This window comes from Streptomyces albidoflavus (genome assembly GCF_000719955.1).
Taxonomy (GTDB): Bacteria; Actinomycetota; Actinomycetes; order Streptomycetales; family Streptomycetaceae; genus Streptomyces; species Streptomyces albidoflavus.
Map to the genome: position 1 here is coordinate 373557 of NZ_JOII01000004.1, position 13186 is coordinate 386742.

Consider the following 13186-nt stretch of genomic DNA (forward strand, 5'->3'; position numbering starts at 1 on the left):
GTGGTCGGTGCTGTGCTCACTTCTTGTCGAGGACGTCGACGTACGCGTCGATCGCCTGGGCGCACGAGCGGGGGCCGCCGGCGCCCCAGACCCGGGCGGGGAAGGCGTGGGCGCGGCCTTCCTTGACGGCCGGGATGCTCTTCCAGATCGGGTTCTTGCCGAGCGCCTCGACGTAGCCGCCGGCACCTTCGTCGTTGGCGTAGAAGAGGTTGGCGTCACCGACGGCGGCAAGGCCCTCGACGTCGGTCTGGGCGAGGCCGTAGGAGGGGTCGACGCCGCCGTCGCCGTGGTCCTTGTTGACCTTGGCGTCCCAGGCGGGCTTCATACCGAGTTCCTTGCCTATCTCGGTGAAGAGGGCGCCGTCGCTGTAGGGGCGGATGGTGAGGTTGCCGCCCTGGAGCCAGCCGTCGAAGAAGAGGAAGTCGTTGGTGGGCAGGTCGGCGTCGGCGACCTTCTGCTTGGCCGTCGCGAGGTGCTCGTCGAACTCCTCGAGCACCTGGTCGGCGCGTTCGGTACGGCCGGTGGCCTCGCCGATCATGCTGAAGACCTCGCGCATGTTGCCGATCGGGTCCTTCGGGTCGGCGCCTCGGGTGGCCATCACCGGCACGCCGCGCTTCTCCAGCTTGGCGATGGTCTCGTCGTCCGCGTCGAAGGCCTCGACCACGATGAGGTCGGGCTTGGCGGCGTAGAGGGTGTCGAGGTCGGGCTCCTCGCGGGTGCCGATGTCGGTGACCCCGTCGGGCAGCTTCTCGGCGCTGACCCAGGTGCTGTACCCCTTGGCGTCGGAGACGGCGGTGGGGGTGACGCAGAGGGTCAGGGCGTCCTCGACCTGCTGCCATTCGAGGACCGCGATCCGTTCGGCGGGCTTGTCGAGCTTCACCGTGCGGCCGACGCCGTCCTTGAGGGAGACGGGCCCGGTCGAGGTGGCGGTGGTGTCGTCGGCGCAGCTCTTCGACGCGGGGGCGGCGTCGGCGCTCGCCGCGGCCTCGGGCTGGTCGACGTCGGTCGTGCCGCAGGCCGTTGCGAACAGGAGGGCGAGCCCGGTGGAGGCTGACGCCGCCAGGCGACGGGCACGGTTCATGGGAGGGTCCTCTTTCTTCTGTTCTCTGGCGAGGGGGGGTGGCGCGTCCGGGCGGCGGGGCCGCCTCAGGAGGAGCGCCGCCCGATGGGGTCGATGCGGAGGCGGCCGGTGCGGGGGTCGGCGGTGACCTCGACGCGGATGTCGTAGACCTCGGCGATGTTCTCGGCGGTGAGGACCTCGGCGGGGGCGCCGGCGGCGTGGACGCGTCCGGCGCGCATCAGGACGAGGCTGTCCGCGACGCGGGAGGCGTGGTCGAGGTCGTGCAGGACCACGCCGACCGCGATGCCGTGCTCGTCGACGAGTTCGCGGATCAGGTCGAGCGTCTCGAACTGGTAGCGCAGGTCGAGGTGGTTGGTGGGCTCGTCCAGCAGGACGACGCCGGTGTCCTGGGCGAGGCAGGCGGCCAGCCAGACGCGCTGCATCTCGCCGCCGCTCAACTCCCCGACCTGCCGGTCGGCCATCCCCCGTACGCCGGTGACGTCCATGGCGTGGCCGACGGCGGCGCGGTCCTCGGGGGTCGTGCCGCCGAAGCCCCGCCGGTAGGGGTGGCGTCCGAAGGCGACCACCTCGCGGACGGTCAGCCCCTGGGGTGCGGGGCGCGACTGGGAGAAGAGGGTGACCTCGCGGGCGAACTGGCGGGAGCTGAGCAGGGCCGCGTCACGCTCGACGGCTCCGTCCGCGGCGCCGAGCGCCACCCGTCCGCCCTCCACGCGGTGGAGCCGGGCGAGCGCCCGCAGCAGGGTGGACTTGCCGCTGCCGTTGGGGCCGACCAGGGCGGTGGCACGGCCGCGTTCCAGGGTGAGGGAGACACCGTGCACGACCGGCGTTCCGCCGTACCGCAGCAGCAGGTCGCGGCCGTGCAGGGCGGTGGCCGGTGCGGCGGGGCCGGCGCCGGGGCGGCCGGCGGGCCGGGAGGGGCTGGTGAGCATGGCGGGGTCCGGAGGGTCGGAGGGGCGGGAGTGCGGCACCCTCCGTCCGGCCGTCACCGGCCGGGCCGCGGACTGCGCCGCGCACGGGCAGCACCCGGCGCGGCGAGCAACAACTAAGGGTCACCTAACTCCGAGAAGGTTATATTCCGCTTGCCGTGTCGACAATCAGGAGTTCTGGACACCCGATACGGGATTCCGGACATGCCCGGGTTCGCCGTCGGCTCCGCCGAAGAAGGCGCCGGGCGTGGTCCCCATGACGCGGCGGAAGGCGGCGATGAAGGAGCTGGGCTGGGCGTAGCCGAGCAGCTCGGAGACGGTCGTCACCTCGTGGCCCGCGGAGAGGAGCATCAGCGCCTGGTGGGCGCGGAGGAGCTGGCGCCACTGGGCGAAGGAGAGACCGGTCGCCTGGCGGAAGGCACGGGTGACGGTGCGGTCGCTGGTCCCCAGCTCGCGCGCCCACTCCTGAAGCGAACGGCCGTCGCCGGGATCGTCCAGCAGGGCCTCGGCGATCGGGTCGATGCGCGGGTCGCCGGGCAGTTGCAGCGCGAACTGGTGCTCCGAGGGCTGGAGCACGTCGAAGACGACGGCCTCCGCCCGCGCCCTGGCCGCCGCCTCCAGGTCGGTGCGGGCCAGGTGGGCCAGGAGCGATTCGAGCAGCGGCGTCATGGTGATCGCCACCGGTTCCCGGAAGGCGAACGGGGTGCGCTCCGGGGCGAAGAAGGCGTCGTGGAACTCCGCGCCCGCCGTCGCCCGGCCGCCGTGCACCGTTCCGGCGGGCATCCACAGCCCGTGCCCCTCGGAGACGGTGAAGATCCGGTCGGCCACGCGGGAGGTCAGCGTGCCCCCGCGCACCCAGACCAGTTCGTGGCGGGGGTGCGCGTGCGGGGACCACTCGGTGGGGACGCGGGGGACCTGGAACTCGGAGAGGATCGCGAAGGGCGCCTGCTCCGGGAGAGCCACGGCCCGGCGCACCTCGGTGCCCTCCTCACGCCGCCACATCCCGGGGCTCGCCTCTGCGGGGGACGGACCGACCATGCGGCCGAGTCTATCGGCCCCCGTGCCGGGACCGGGGCCCTGGCCTGCGAGGACCTTCGGCAAGGCTGAGGCGGAGGACGGCCGGCCACGGCGCCGGGGACGTTAGCCCGATCCGGCCACCCCGCTTTCCCGCCCGCCGCTTCTGTGGTCAGGATGCAACCCAAGGGTGTCCGAGCCGACGAGCGAGGGACGGGACATGTCACAGGGCTTCTCCCGCGAACCCGGTACGCACGGCCCCCTCGAAGAGGTCCCGAAGCGGGCGGCCCGGAAGATCACCTTGTGGGCGGTCGCGATCGCGCTGGGCGGCTTCCTCTTCGGCTTCGACACCGGTGTCATCTCCGGCGCGCTGCTCTACATCCGGGAGGACTTCGCGCTCAGCTCCCTGGAGCAGAGCAGCGTCGTCAGCGTGCTGCTGATCGGCGCGGTCGTCGGCTCCATGCTGAGCGGCAAGCTGGCCGACCGGATCGGCCGGCGCCGGACCCTCGGCCTGGTCGGTCTGGTCTTCCTGGGCGGGACGGCGGTCGTCACCCTCGCCGACGGCTTCCTCATGCTGCTGACCGGCCGGATCGTGCTCGGGCTCTCGGTGGGCGCCGCCTCGGCGACGGTACCGGTCTACCTCTCGGAGATCTCGCCCCCGGCGATCCGCGGGCGGCTGCTCACCCTCAACCAGCTGATGATCACCGTGGGCATCCTCGTCGCCTACCTCGTCAACCTCGCCTTCTCCGCCAGTGAGCAGTGGCGGGCGATGTTCGCGGTGGGCGCGGTCCCCTCGGCGCTGCTGGTCGCCGCCACGCTCTGGCTGCTGCCGGAGTCGCCGCAGTGGCTCATCACCCACGGGCGGGCCGAGGTGGCGCACCGGGGCATCACCGCGCTCATCGGGAAGGACGCGGCCGACGAGATCGTCCACCGCGCACAGCGGCGGGCTAAGGAGGAGCGCGCGGCACGGGAGAAGAACGCCGGCCGCAAGAAGCTGCTGGCACCGGACGTGCGACCGGCCCTGGTCATCGGCCTGACCCTCGCGGCGGTCCAGCAGCTGGGCGGGATCAACACGATCATCTACTACGCCCCCACCATCATCGAACAGACCGGTCTCAGCTCGTCCAACTCGATCCTGTACTCGGTCTGCATCGGCGTGATCAACCTGGTGATGACCCTGGTGGCGCTCCGCCTGGTCGACCGGGCCGGGCGGCGTCCCATGGTGCTGGTCTCGCTCGCGCTGATGGCGGTCTCGGTCTTCCTGCTGGGCCTGTCGTTCGTCGTGGAGCTGGGCTCGGGGCTGACGCTGCTCTTCATGGTGGTGTACATCGCGGCCTACGCGGGCGGTCTGGGCCCGGTGTTCTGGACCCTGATCGGCGAGATCTTCCCGCCCTCCGTACGCGCCGAGGGCTCCAGTGTCTCCACCGCCGTCAACTGGGTGTCGAACTTCGCGGTGAGCCTGACCTTCCTCCCCCTGGCCTCCGCGCTCGGCCAGGGCGAGACCTTCTGGATCTTCGCCGCGATCTGCGTCCTCGCCTTCCTCTTCGTCGCCAGGTACCTCCCGGAGACCAAGGGCCGCGACGCCGACGAGATCGACCGGGCCCTCCACCAGCGCTTCAGGTCGCGGCCGTAGCGGCCGCGGCGTACGGGCACATCCCGCCGGCCGGAGAAGTGGAAGGAAGAGCCCCGATGCGAGAAGACACCCAGTACACCCCGTTCGACCTTGAACGGGCCGACGCCCTGGTGCTGTTCGGGATCACCGGTGACCTGGCGCGCAAGATGCTGCTGCCCGCCCTCTACCACCTGACCGCGCGGGGCGACCTCACCGTGCCGGTCGTCGGCGTCGCCTCCACCGGGTGGGACGACGCGGCGCTGCGGGCGCACGCGCGCCAGGCCGTCGTGGAGGCCGTCCCGGACGCGGACCCCGCGGTCCTCGACCGGCTGGCGGACCGGCTCTCCATGGTCTCCGGGGACATCACGGACGACGCCACCTTCACCGGGCTCCGCACGGCGGTGGAGGGGTTCGGCTTCGTCGCGTACTACCTGGCCGTCCCGCCCAAGCTGTTCACCACGGTGGCCGCCGCGCTGGCCCGGGCCGGCCTCAACCGCCAGGCACGCCTCGTCGTGGAGAAGCCGTTCGGGCACGACTCGGCCTCGGCACGGGAGCTCCAGGACGAGCTGAGCCGGTACTTCGACAGCGCGCACCTGCTGCGGGTCGACCACATCCTCGGCTCGGAGGCGGTGGAGGGCCTGATGGTGGGCCGCTTCGCCAACACGCTGCTCGCCCCCATCTGGCACCGCAAGTACGTGGACAACGTCCAGATCACCCTGGCCGAGAGTTTCGGCGTCGCCGACCGGGGCTCGTTCTACGACGCGGTCGGCTGTGTGCGGGACGTCGTGCAGAACCACATGCTGGAGATCCTCACCTATCTGGCGATGGAGCCGCCGGGCGCCGACGACAGCTCCGCGCTGGGGCTGGAGAAGTGGCGGGTGCTGCGCGCCACCCGCACCATGGACCCCGCCGACACGGTGCGCGGCCAGTACGAGGGGTACCGGGAGATCGAGGGGGTGGCCCCCGGCTCCACCACGGAGACGTACGTGGCGACCCGCGTCTTCGTCGACAACTGGCGCTGGTCGGGCGTCCCCTTCTACCTGCGCAGCGGGAAGGCGCTCGCGGTCACCGCCACCGAGGTCGTCGTCGAACTGCGCAAGCCGCCGCTGGAGCTCTTCGGGGCGAAGAGCGGCGGCACGCCCGCCAACATCATCCGCTTCCGCGTCGACGGCGACACCGGCATCCGCGCGGAGCTGATGCTCCGCAAACCGGACGCCGACGGCACCCCGGTGACCGTGCCCGTCGGCATCGACTTCGAGCGGGTGCTCGGCCGCCAGCAGCTGCCCTACGAGGCGGTCCTGCTCGGCGCCACGGCGGGCAACGCCGAGTACTTCGCCTTCTTCCCGACCATCATGGAGTCCTGGCGGATCGTCGACCCCGTCCTGGACCCGCCCGAGCCCCCGCTCCCCTACGCGCCCGGGAGCTGGGGCCCGGCCGAGGCCGCCCGCCTGCCCGGCCTCCGGCAGTGGCACCAGCCCTCCCCGCGCCTCTTCGGCGACGAGTCGGGCGGGTGACCGCCGGGGTGGGTCAGCCCTGCTCCGGCGGGTTCCGCGCGTCGAAGGCGAAGAGGGTGTTGTCGTCGGCGGCCACGACCACCGCCCGCCCGGCGAGGGTCACGCGGGGACTAGCGCCCTGCTCACCGGTGAGCCCGTCGGCCTGCGGGTCGGTGGACCACAGGATCGTCCCGTCGTCCGGGTCCAGCGCCACCACCCGGCCGGTGGACGAGCTGAAGTAGAGCGCCCCTTCCCCGGCGGTGGGCCCGGAGGCCCCCTCCACCGCCGTCTGCCGCGCCCACTTCTCGCGGCCGGTGGCGGGGTCGAACGCGGTGATCCGCCCGGTCGCCCCGCTCAGGTGGACGGTGCCGTCCGCCATGCCGGGCGTCCCCGCGTACGTGTCCTTCAGGCGGGCGTAGGCGACCTCGCGGGAGGCCGGGTCCACGCGGGCGATCCCGTCGTACCCGGTGATGGCGGGGCCCTCCCAGTGCTCCTGGAGGAGGACGAGTTCGCCGTCCGCGTCGCCCACCACGGCGGCCGGGCCCTTGACGGCGAGAGGCCGGCCCAGCTTCCCGGAGGCGCGGTCGAGGGGGTGCACGACGGGGTGGCTCACCTTCGACTCGGCGAGTTCCGCGTCGGGGGCGCACATCACGAGGGGGTGGCTCCCGGCCGGGACGGGGGCGCAGCGCGTCCCCGAGGGGAACGGTGTCGCCCAGGTGACCTCGCCGCTGCGCGCGTCCCGGGCCTCCAGGCGGGAGTTGGCCGCGTCGACCATGAGGACGGTGGAACCGGACACCACGGCGTCCTGGTTCCGGCCGGTGACCGCCGTGGACTGGGCGCCGGTCGGCGCGGACCACAGCTCGCGGCCGCTCGCCGCGTCGAGGGCGACGACCTCGCTCCGCGGGTCCTCGGGTGCGTCCTCGGCGGCGAAGCGGTAGCCGAGCACCGTGTCGTCGGTGGCCCCGACCAGGGAGGTGCCCTGCACGGGGACGCCCGGGCTCTTCGCCGTCCACTCGCGCGAGCCGTCTCGGGCGTCGACGCGGGCCGCGACGACGCCGCCGCCCCCGCAGAAGAGCGCCTTGCCCCGCGCCACGCACCGCAGTTCGTCGGCGATGTCCGCGCGGCCGCCCGCGACGGTCTTGTGCCACGGCGCGAAGCCCTCGGGCAGCGAGGCCCCCGGCTCGGCCACGTTCCCGCCCTTGTCGCCGCCGTCTCCCCCGGCCCGGTCGCCGGACTGGAGCACGGCCACGCCCCCGGCGATGGCCGCCACCGCGACCGCCGCCGCGAGGACCGGCCGCCACCGGTCGCGCAGCCGGCGGCCGACGGAGGTGCCGGTGCCGGTCGTGCCCGCCTCGGCCACGGCGGTGGACGCCGGGGTGGGCAGCGCGTCGTGGTGCTGGGTGATCACGTCGCGGGTCCGCCCCGCCCGCGTCCCGGTGGGCCCGGCTCCGCCGAGGTCCGCCGGCAGGTCCCGCAGTAGGACGAGGAGGTCGTCGGCGGAGGGGCGGCCCGCGGGCTCCTTGTCCAGACACGACCCGACCACCGCCCGCAGCGCCTCGGGCACGGCCCCCAGTGAGGGCTCCTCGTGCACCACCTGGTACGCCGTCATGTACGGGCTGTCCGCGTCGAAGGGCCCGCTGCCGGTGGCCGCGTAGACCAGCAGTGTCCCCAGCGAGAAGATGTCGGAGGCGGCCCCCACCCCGCGCGGCGCCTGCAGCTGCTCGGGCGACATGAAGGGCGGCGTCCCGATGACCCGGCCCGTCATCGTCAGGGTCTGCTGGTCGGCGGCGCGCGAGATGCCGAAGTCGATGACGCGCGGGCCCTCGGCCGAGAGCACGACGTTGGAGGGCTTCAGGTCGCGGTGGACGACGCCCACCCGGTGGATGTCGCGCAGCGCCTCCGCCAGCCCGATGGCCAGCCGCCGCAGCTCCACGCCGTCCAGCGGTCCGGCGGCAGCGATGTGCTGGGCGAGGGTCTGCCCCTCGATGTACGTCGTCGCCATCCAGGGCTGCTCGGCCTCGGGGGCGGCGTCGACGACGGCGGCGGTGAACGCGCCGCTGACCCGCCGCGCCGCGGCCACCTCCTGCCGGAAGCGGATGCGGAACTCCTCGTCCCCCGCGAACTGCTGGTGGATCAGCTTGATCGCGACGGGCCGCCCCGAACTCGTCCGGGCCAGGAAGACCGTGCCCATTCCCCCCGACCCGAGCCGCGCCTCGAGCGGATAGCCACCGATCTCGGCCGGGTCACTCCCGCGCAGCGACACTCTTCCGGAACTCCCCTCCCCCGTGCAGCTCTGCCACCACGGGGCCGCGTACCTGTCTCGCCCCAAACTAGCCGGAGCGCGCTCCTCCTGGGCAACGCGGGTGTGCGGGGCGGCTTCCCCCGCCGCTCGCCGAGCGGTCCAGGTCAGCGCGGGCCCGTCCCCGCCAGCCCGCAGTCGCCGCACTTCGTCCCGTTCGGCGCGCGGTAGTACAGGCAGCAGCTGCGGCGGCGGAATCCGAGGCCGGGGCCGGTCGTCGCACCGGTGCCCCGCAGGTGCCCGGTGTCCAGCAGGCGCGTGGTGAGGCCGGTGAGGGCCTCGCGTACGGCGGGGTCGGCGGCCGAGAGGGCGCGGGCCGCCTCCACCAGGGCCGAGGCGGAGTTCCCGTCCAGCAGGCGCGGGGCGACCTTGACGCGCAGGCCGTCGGCCAGCGCCCGGAGGTGCCGCGTCACCTGCGCGTACAGAGCGGGTACGGCGAGGTCGTCCAGCGCGTCGGCGTACCAGCCGGCCGCCCTCTGCAGCCGCAGCGCCGGTCCGTCGTCGGCCCGTTGGAGGCCGGCGAGGTCGAGCACGATCCCGTGCCGGACGAGGGTGGCGAGGGCGGGGGACCAGAGGCGGGCGGCGTGACCGAGCTGGGCGATGGAGACGCCCACGCGCGGCTCGTCGGTGCGGTGGCGGCGCGCGACCGCCTCGGCGAGGTCGGTGAAGCCCGCCGCACAGGAACGGTCGAGCGGCTGCCAGCCCCGCCCGGGGCCGCCCACGCGCAGCACGAAGAAGCCGCCGAGGCGGGCCACTTCGGTGAGGGCGTCGGCGACGGCCCCGGCCGGGGCGCGGGCGGTATCGGGCAGCCGTACGGAATCCGGCCCCGTCACGACGGCGTACGCCGACGCGGGGGCGTGAGGGTGTAGAGGTCGAGGATGTCCGGCAGGGGTGCGACGCCGGGGCCGCCGGCGAGGGCCCAGGCGGCTATGTCCTCGGTGGCCTCCGGATCGTTGACCAGCCCGAACCAGACCGGCCGGGCACCGGCGGCGCGCCCCTCGGCCGAGGGCTGGACCACGACGACGTTGGCCTGCTCGCACACGTCGAGGCACTCGGAGACCCGTACCGGCACCAGGGCGCGCAGGCGCGCGGTCTGGGCCGCGTGGTCGACCCCGGTGATCTTCGGGGTGCCGCAGCAGCAGTCCCGGCACACGACGACGCGGCAGGGCACCGGCTCGCGGCCGGGTGGGACGGGGGCGATGTCGGCGGGCACGCGGCATCGTTCCTCTCTCCGGGGAGATCCGCCCCGGTCATCCGTCGAGGAGGCGACCGCGTGAGTTTCCTGGCTCTCGGCTCGCCGCCCGCTCCGCGCCTTCCCGCCCGGCAGGGCAGTGGCATGTGCGGAACGGGCTCGCCGATCACAGTGGCGGGACCGCGCCGGATTTCCACCGGCTTCCTCGTCCGCCGTCGCCTGTTTGCCGGGCCATCCTTCCATCCGGCGCGGCAGAGCGTCCGCCAGGGCCCCCGGCCTTCGCAACCTTGGCGGAAACGGCCGGGAAGATGGGCACAAGTTGGCAGCCCTCACTGATTGATGGCACTCAGTGCCAGTGCCAGAGTCTCCGTATCGCCGCCCCCGGCAGCTGGTCCACCAGCGCCCAACTGGCCGACCGTGCCCAGCGGATGCCCTCCCCCAGTTCGCAGGAGACGCCATGCCCGCCACCGCTCTGAGCCACCGCGTCCGCGTTCTCGCGGCACCCGGTGCCCGTCACGACGAGATCCTCACCCCGGCCGCCCTCGACTTCGTCGGCCGGCTGACCGCGGCTTCCGCCGGCCGCCGGCAGGCACTGCTCCGGGAGCGGCGCCGTCAGGCCCGGCGGCTCGCCGACGGGATCCCGCTGGACTTCCCCGTGGTCACCTCGGCGGTGCGCGCCGACCCGGCCTGGCGGGTGGCCGGCCCCGCCCCGGGACTGGAGGACCGGCGGGTGGAGATCGTCGGCCCGCCGGACCGCCGCACCGCCGTGCAGGCCCTGGCCTCGGGGGCCCAGGTGTGGGTGGCGGACTTCGAGGACGGCACCTCCCCCACCTGGGCCAACATCGTCGGCGGCCAGCTCACCCTGCTCGACGCCGCCGAGGGACGGCTCGGCCACCGGCTCGCCACGACCGCCGTCCGCCCGCGCGGCTGGCACCTGGAGGAGGAGCACCTGGAGTACGACGGGAGCCCCGTCCCCGCCGCCCTCGTCGACTTCGGGCTGTACTTCTTCCACTGCGCCCGGCGGCAGACGGACGCCGGGCACGGGCCGTACTTCTCCCTGCCCAAGCTGGAGAACCGCTACGAGGCCCGGCTCTGGAACGACGTCTTCCTCCTGGCCCAGGAACTCCTCGGCCTCCCCCGGGGCACCGTCCGCGCCACCGCCCTCATCGAGACCGTCACCGCCGCCTTCGAGATGGAGGAGATCCTGTACGAGCTGCGCGAACACAGCTCCGGGCTCGGCGCGGGCCGCTGGGACTACCTGTTCAGCGTCATCAAGACCTTCGGCCACCGTACGGACTTCCTGCTGGCGGACCGGGCCGAGGTGACGACGGCCGAGCCGTTCCTGCGGGCCTGCACCGACCTGCTGGTCCGCACCTGCCACCGGCGCGGCGCCCACGCCATCGGCGGCATGTCCGCCCAGGTGCCCGGCCGGGGGCCGGACTCCGGCGCCTTTGCGCTCGCCGGGGTCCGCCGGGACAAGGAACGGGAGGCCGCGGACGGCTTCGACGGCACCTGGGCCGCCCACCCGGGCCTGGTCCCGCTCTGCCGCGAGGTGTTCGACGCGGCCCTCGGCGACCGGCCGCACCAGCTCGACCGCGCCCGCGACGAGGTGCGGGTGGACGCCGCCGGCCTGCTGTCGGTGCGGCGTACCGGAACACCGCCCGCCGAGCGGAGCGTGCGCGCCAACGTCACCGTGGCCCTGCGCTACTTCGCCGCCTGGCTGCGCGGGGAGGGCTCCGTGGAGCTGGACGGCTTCGTCGAGGACGCCTCCATCGCCGAGATCGCCCGGGTGCAGATCTGGCAGTGGCTGCGCCACCGGGTGGTCGAACGCGACACCGTCCTGCGGCTGCTGGACGAGGAACTCGACGCCCTCGTCGCCACGTACCCGTTCGCGCCCCTGGACGACATCCGCGACCTGTTCGAACGGACCGCGCTCGCCGCCGGACTGCCCGCGTTCTTCACGCCGGACGCCTACGCGCGGCACCTGGTGCGGCGGGCCGGGGTGCGGGCGTGACACGCGGGTGAGCACCCCCGCTCAGCCCCGCCCCTCCACCGGGTACGGCACATAGGTGCGCCGGTCGGGGTCGATGGCGAGGCGGCCTCCGGCCGGGGGCCGGGCGCGCTGGGCGCAGTCGCGGCGTTCGCAGATGCGGCAGCCGAGGCCGATCGGGGTGGCCGCGCGGGGGTCGTCCAGGGCGACGCCCTCGGCGTACACGAGCCGGTGGGCGTGGCGGAGTTCGCAGCCGAGGGCGACGGCGAACTCGGCCCGGGGCGCGCGGTGGCCGAAGCCGCCCCGGGTGACGGTGCGGGCGATCCAGAAGTACCGCTTGCCGTCGGGCATCTCGGCGACCTGGGTGAGTATCCGCCCGGGCGAGGAGAAGGCCGCGTACACCGTCCACAGGGGGCAGGTGCCGCCGAGCCGGGAGAAGTGGAAGTCGGTGGCGGACTGCCTCTTCGAGATGTTGCCGGCCCGGTCGACGCGGAGGAACGAGAAGGGCACACCGCGCCGGCCGGTGCGCTGGAGGGTGCTCAGCCGGTGGCAGACGGCCTCGAAGCCGACGCCGAACCGGGCGGAGAGCAGTTCGACGTCGTAGCGGACCTCCTCGGCGGCGGCGTGGAAGTCGGTGTAGGGCATGAGGAGCGCGCCCGCGAAGTAGTTGGCCAGGCCGATGCGGGCCAGGGCCGCGGCCTCGGGTGAGGCGAGTTCGGGGGCGCTGCCGGCGAGGGCGTCCATCAGCGGGCCCTGTTCCAGCAGGGCGAGCTGGGTGGCGAGCTGGAAGGCCCGCTGGCCGTCGCTGAGCCAGGGCGAGAGGAGCAGCAGTCCGGTGCGCGGGTCGTAGCGCCGGGCGTCGTAGGCGTGGCCGGGGGCGGCCTGGACCACCTTGACGCCGTGCCGCTCGGCGAGGTGCGCGGCCAGTGGTTCCGCCGCCCGGCCCGGCCACAGGCCGAGGGTGGCGGCGGTCGCCTCGGCCTCGGTGTCGAGGGACCCGAAGTGGTTGTGGTGGGCGTAGAAGTAGTCCCGGACCTCGTCGTGGGGCTCGCCGGAGGTCGGCAGGGGCCCGCCCGACCTCGGTGCGGCGAGGGCGGCGGCCTGCTCGGTGGTGTCGCGGTAGCGGCGGTGCAGGGCGACCAGGGCGCGGGCCACCTCGGGGTGGTCGCGGGCGGCCTCGGCGGCCTCCTGCGGTTCGGGCAGCGGCACCCCGCACGCCTCGTCGGCGAGGGCGGCCCGCAGTTCGGCGGCGAGCCGGTCCTCCTCGGCCTCGGAGAAGAACTCCGGGTCGACGCCGAAGACCTCCGCGATCCGCAGCAGCACGGGCGCGGTGAGCGGGCGCTGGCTCTGCTCGATCTGGTTGGCGTAGCTGGTGGAGATGCCCAGAGCGCGGGCCATCTCGACCTGGTTCATCTCCCTCTCGCGGCGCAGCCGGCGCAGCTTGGCGTGGGCGTAGATCTTCCGGCCGAGCGGTTTCCGGGCCATGGCGCACCTCCTGGTGGTGGCCGTGCGGAGGGGGCTCCGGCGAGGCCGCGCGCTGCGAACTTAGCATCCGCACTCTTCGCGTCTTCCGCCGATT

Annotated in this window: 10 protein-coding genes and 1 riboswitch; of the genes, 3 read left to right on the forward strand and 7 right to left on the reverse strand. The window is 74.0% G+C overall.

The annotated features are described in order from the left end of the window. Positions 1-16: 16 nt before the first annotated feature. The 3 genes from IF45_RS0106480 to IF45_RS0106490 form a co-directional block, all read right to left on the reverse strand. Entirely contained in the window at positions 17-1081 is a 1065-nt protein-coding gene (locus IF45_RS0106480) for an iron-siderophore ABC transporter substrate-binding protein (protein WP_030306137.1), read from the reverse strand. A gap of 65 nt (positions 1082-1146) precedes the next feature. Continuing rightward, positions 1147-2010: an ABC transporter ATP-binding protein gene (locus IF45_RS0106485; protein WP_008405833.1), complete on the reverse strand. Its 864-nt coding sequence runs from the start codon at positions 2008-2010 to the stop codon at positions 1147-1149. 165 nt (positions 2011-2175) lie between these two features. Then, positions 2176-3009, reverse strand: coding sequence for a helix-turn-helix transcriptional regulator (locus IF45_RS0106490; RefSeq protein ID WP_008405835.1), 834 nt, complete (start codon positions 3007-3009; stop codon positions 2176-2178). Positions 3010-3241: 232 nt separating this feature from the next. On the opposite strand from IF45_RS0106490, the gene IF45_RS0106495 reads away from it, so the two are divergent. Together IF45_RS0106495 and zwf are read left to right on the forward strand one after the other, a co-directional pair. After that, a complete protein-coding gene (locus tag IF45_RS0106495) occupies positions 3242-4654 on the forward strand; it encodes a sugar porter family MFS transporter (RefSeq protein ID WP_030306141.1) in 1413 nt (470 codons plus the stop codon). Positions 4655-4710: 56 nt separating this feature from the next. Further along, the gene (gene zwf / locus IF45_RS0106500) at positions 4711-6147 is read left to right on the forward strand and encodes a glucose-6-phosphate dehydrogenase (protein ID WP_030306143.1); all 1437 of its coding nucleotides are present in this window, start codon (positions 4711-4713) and stop codon (positions 6145-6147) included. 13 nt (positions 6148-6160) lie between these two features. On the opposite strand, the gene IF45_RS0106505 is transcribed toward zwf, so the two are convergent. The 3 genes from IF45_RS0106505 to IF45_RS0106515 form a co-directional block, all read right to left on the reverse strand. Then, on the reverse strand, positions 6161-8389 hold the full coding sequence (locus IF45_RS0106505; protein ID WP_030306146.1) for a serine/threonine-protein kinase: 2229 nt from the start codon (positions 8387-8389) through the stop codon (positions 6161-6163). Between the two features lie 143 nt (positions 8390-8532). Continuing rightward, positions 8533-9258 carry a (2Fe-2S)-binding protein gene (locus tag IF45_RS0106510; protein ID WP_051720670.1) on the reverse strand — a complete coding sequence of 242 codons (726 nt, stop codon included), beginning with the start codon at positions 9256-9258 and terminating at the stop codon, positions 8533-8535. Beyond that, positions 9255-9638, reverse strand: a complete 384-nt coding sequence (locus IF45_RS0106515; RefSeq protein WP_003952206.1) for a hypothetical protein — start codon at positions 9636-9638, stop codon at positions 9255-9257. The genes IF45_RS0106510 and IF45_RS0106515 overlap by 4 nt, the downstream gene beginning before the upstream one ends. Before the next feature lie 63 nt (positions 9639-9701). Next, a riboswitch (cobalamin riboswitch) is annotated at positions 9702-9823 on the reverse strand. A gap of 251 nt (positions 9824-10074) precedes the next feature. Here IF45_RS0106515 and IF45_RS0106520 point away from each other — a divergent pair. Then, complete coding sequence (locus tag IF45_RS0106520; RefSeq protein ID WP_030306153.1) at positions 10075-11631, forward strand: malate synthase; 1557 nt, start codon at positions 10075-10077, stop codon at positions 11629-11631. Positions 11632-11652: 21 nt separating this feature from the next. Here the strand turns inward: IF45_RS0106520 and IF45_RS0106525 are convergent, their stop codons facing one another. Continuing rightward, entirely contained in the window at positions 11653-13092 is a 1440-nt protein-coding gene (locus IF45_RS0106525; protein WP_008409093.1) for a short-chain fatty acyl-CoA regulator family protein, read from the reverse strand. Between the last annotated feature and the right edge of the window lie 94 nt (positions 13093-13186).

What these genes read in the sequence shown, in the direction of transcription:
- IF45_RS0106525 (WP_008409093.1), bottom strand. Translation starts at nt 13,092, where the DNA reads ATGGCCCGGAAACCGCTCGGCCGGAAGATCTACGCCCACGCCAAGCTG.
- IF45_RS0106480 (WP_030306137.1), bottom strand. Translation starts at nt 1,081, where the DNA reads ATGAACCGTGCCCGTCGCCTGGCGGCGTCAGCCTCCACCGGGCTCGCC.
- IF45_RS0106485 (WP_008405833.1), bottom strand. Translation starts at nt 2,010, where the DNA reads ATGCTCACCAGCCCCTCCCGGCCCGCCGGCCGCCCCGGCGCCGGCCCC.
- zwf (WP_030306143.1), top strand. Translation starts at nt 4,711, where the DNA reads ATGCGAGAAGACACCCAGTACACCCCGTTCGACCTTGAACGGGCCGAC.
- IF45_RS0106490 (WP_008405835.1), bottom strand. Translation starts at nt 3,009, where the DNA reads ATGTGGCGGCGTGAGGAGGGCACCGAGGTGCGCCGGGCCGTGGCTCTC.
- IF45_RS0106495 (WP_030306141.1), top strand. Translation starts at nt 3,242, where the DNA reads ATGTCACAGGGCTTCTCCCGCGAACCCGGTACGCACGGCCCCCTCGAA.
- IF45_RS0106520 (WP_030306153.1), top strand. Translation starts at nt 10,075, where the DNA reads ATGCCCGCCACCGCTCTGAGCCACCGCGTCCGCGTTCTCGCGGCACCC.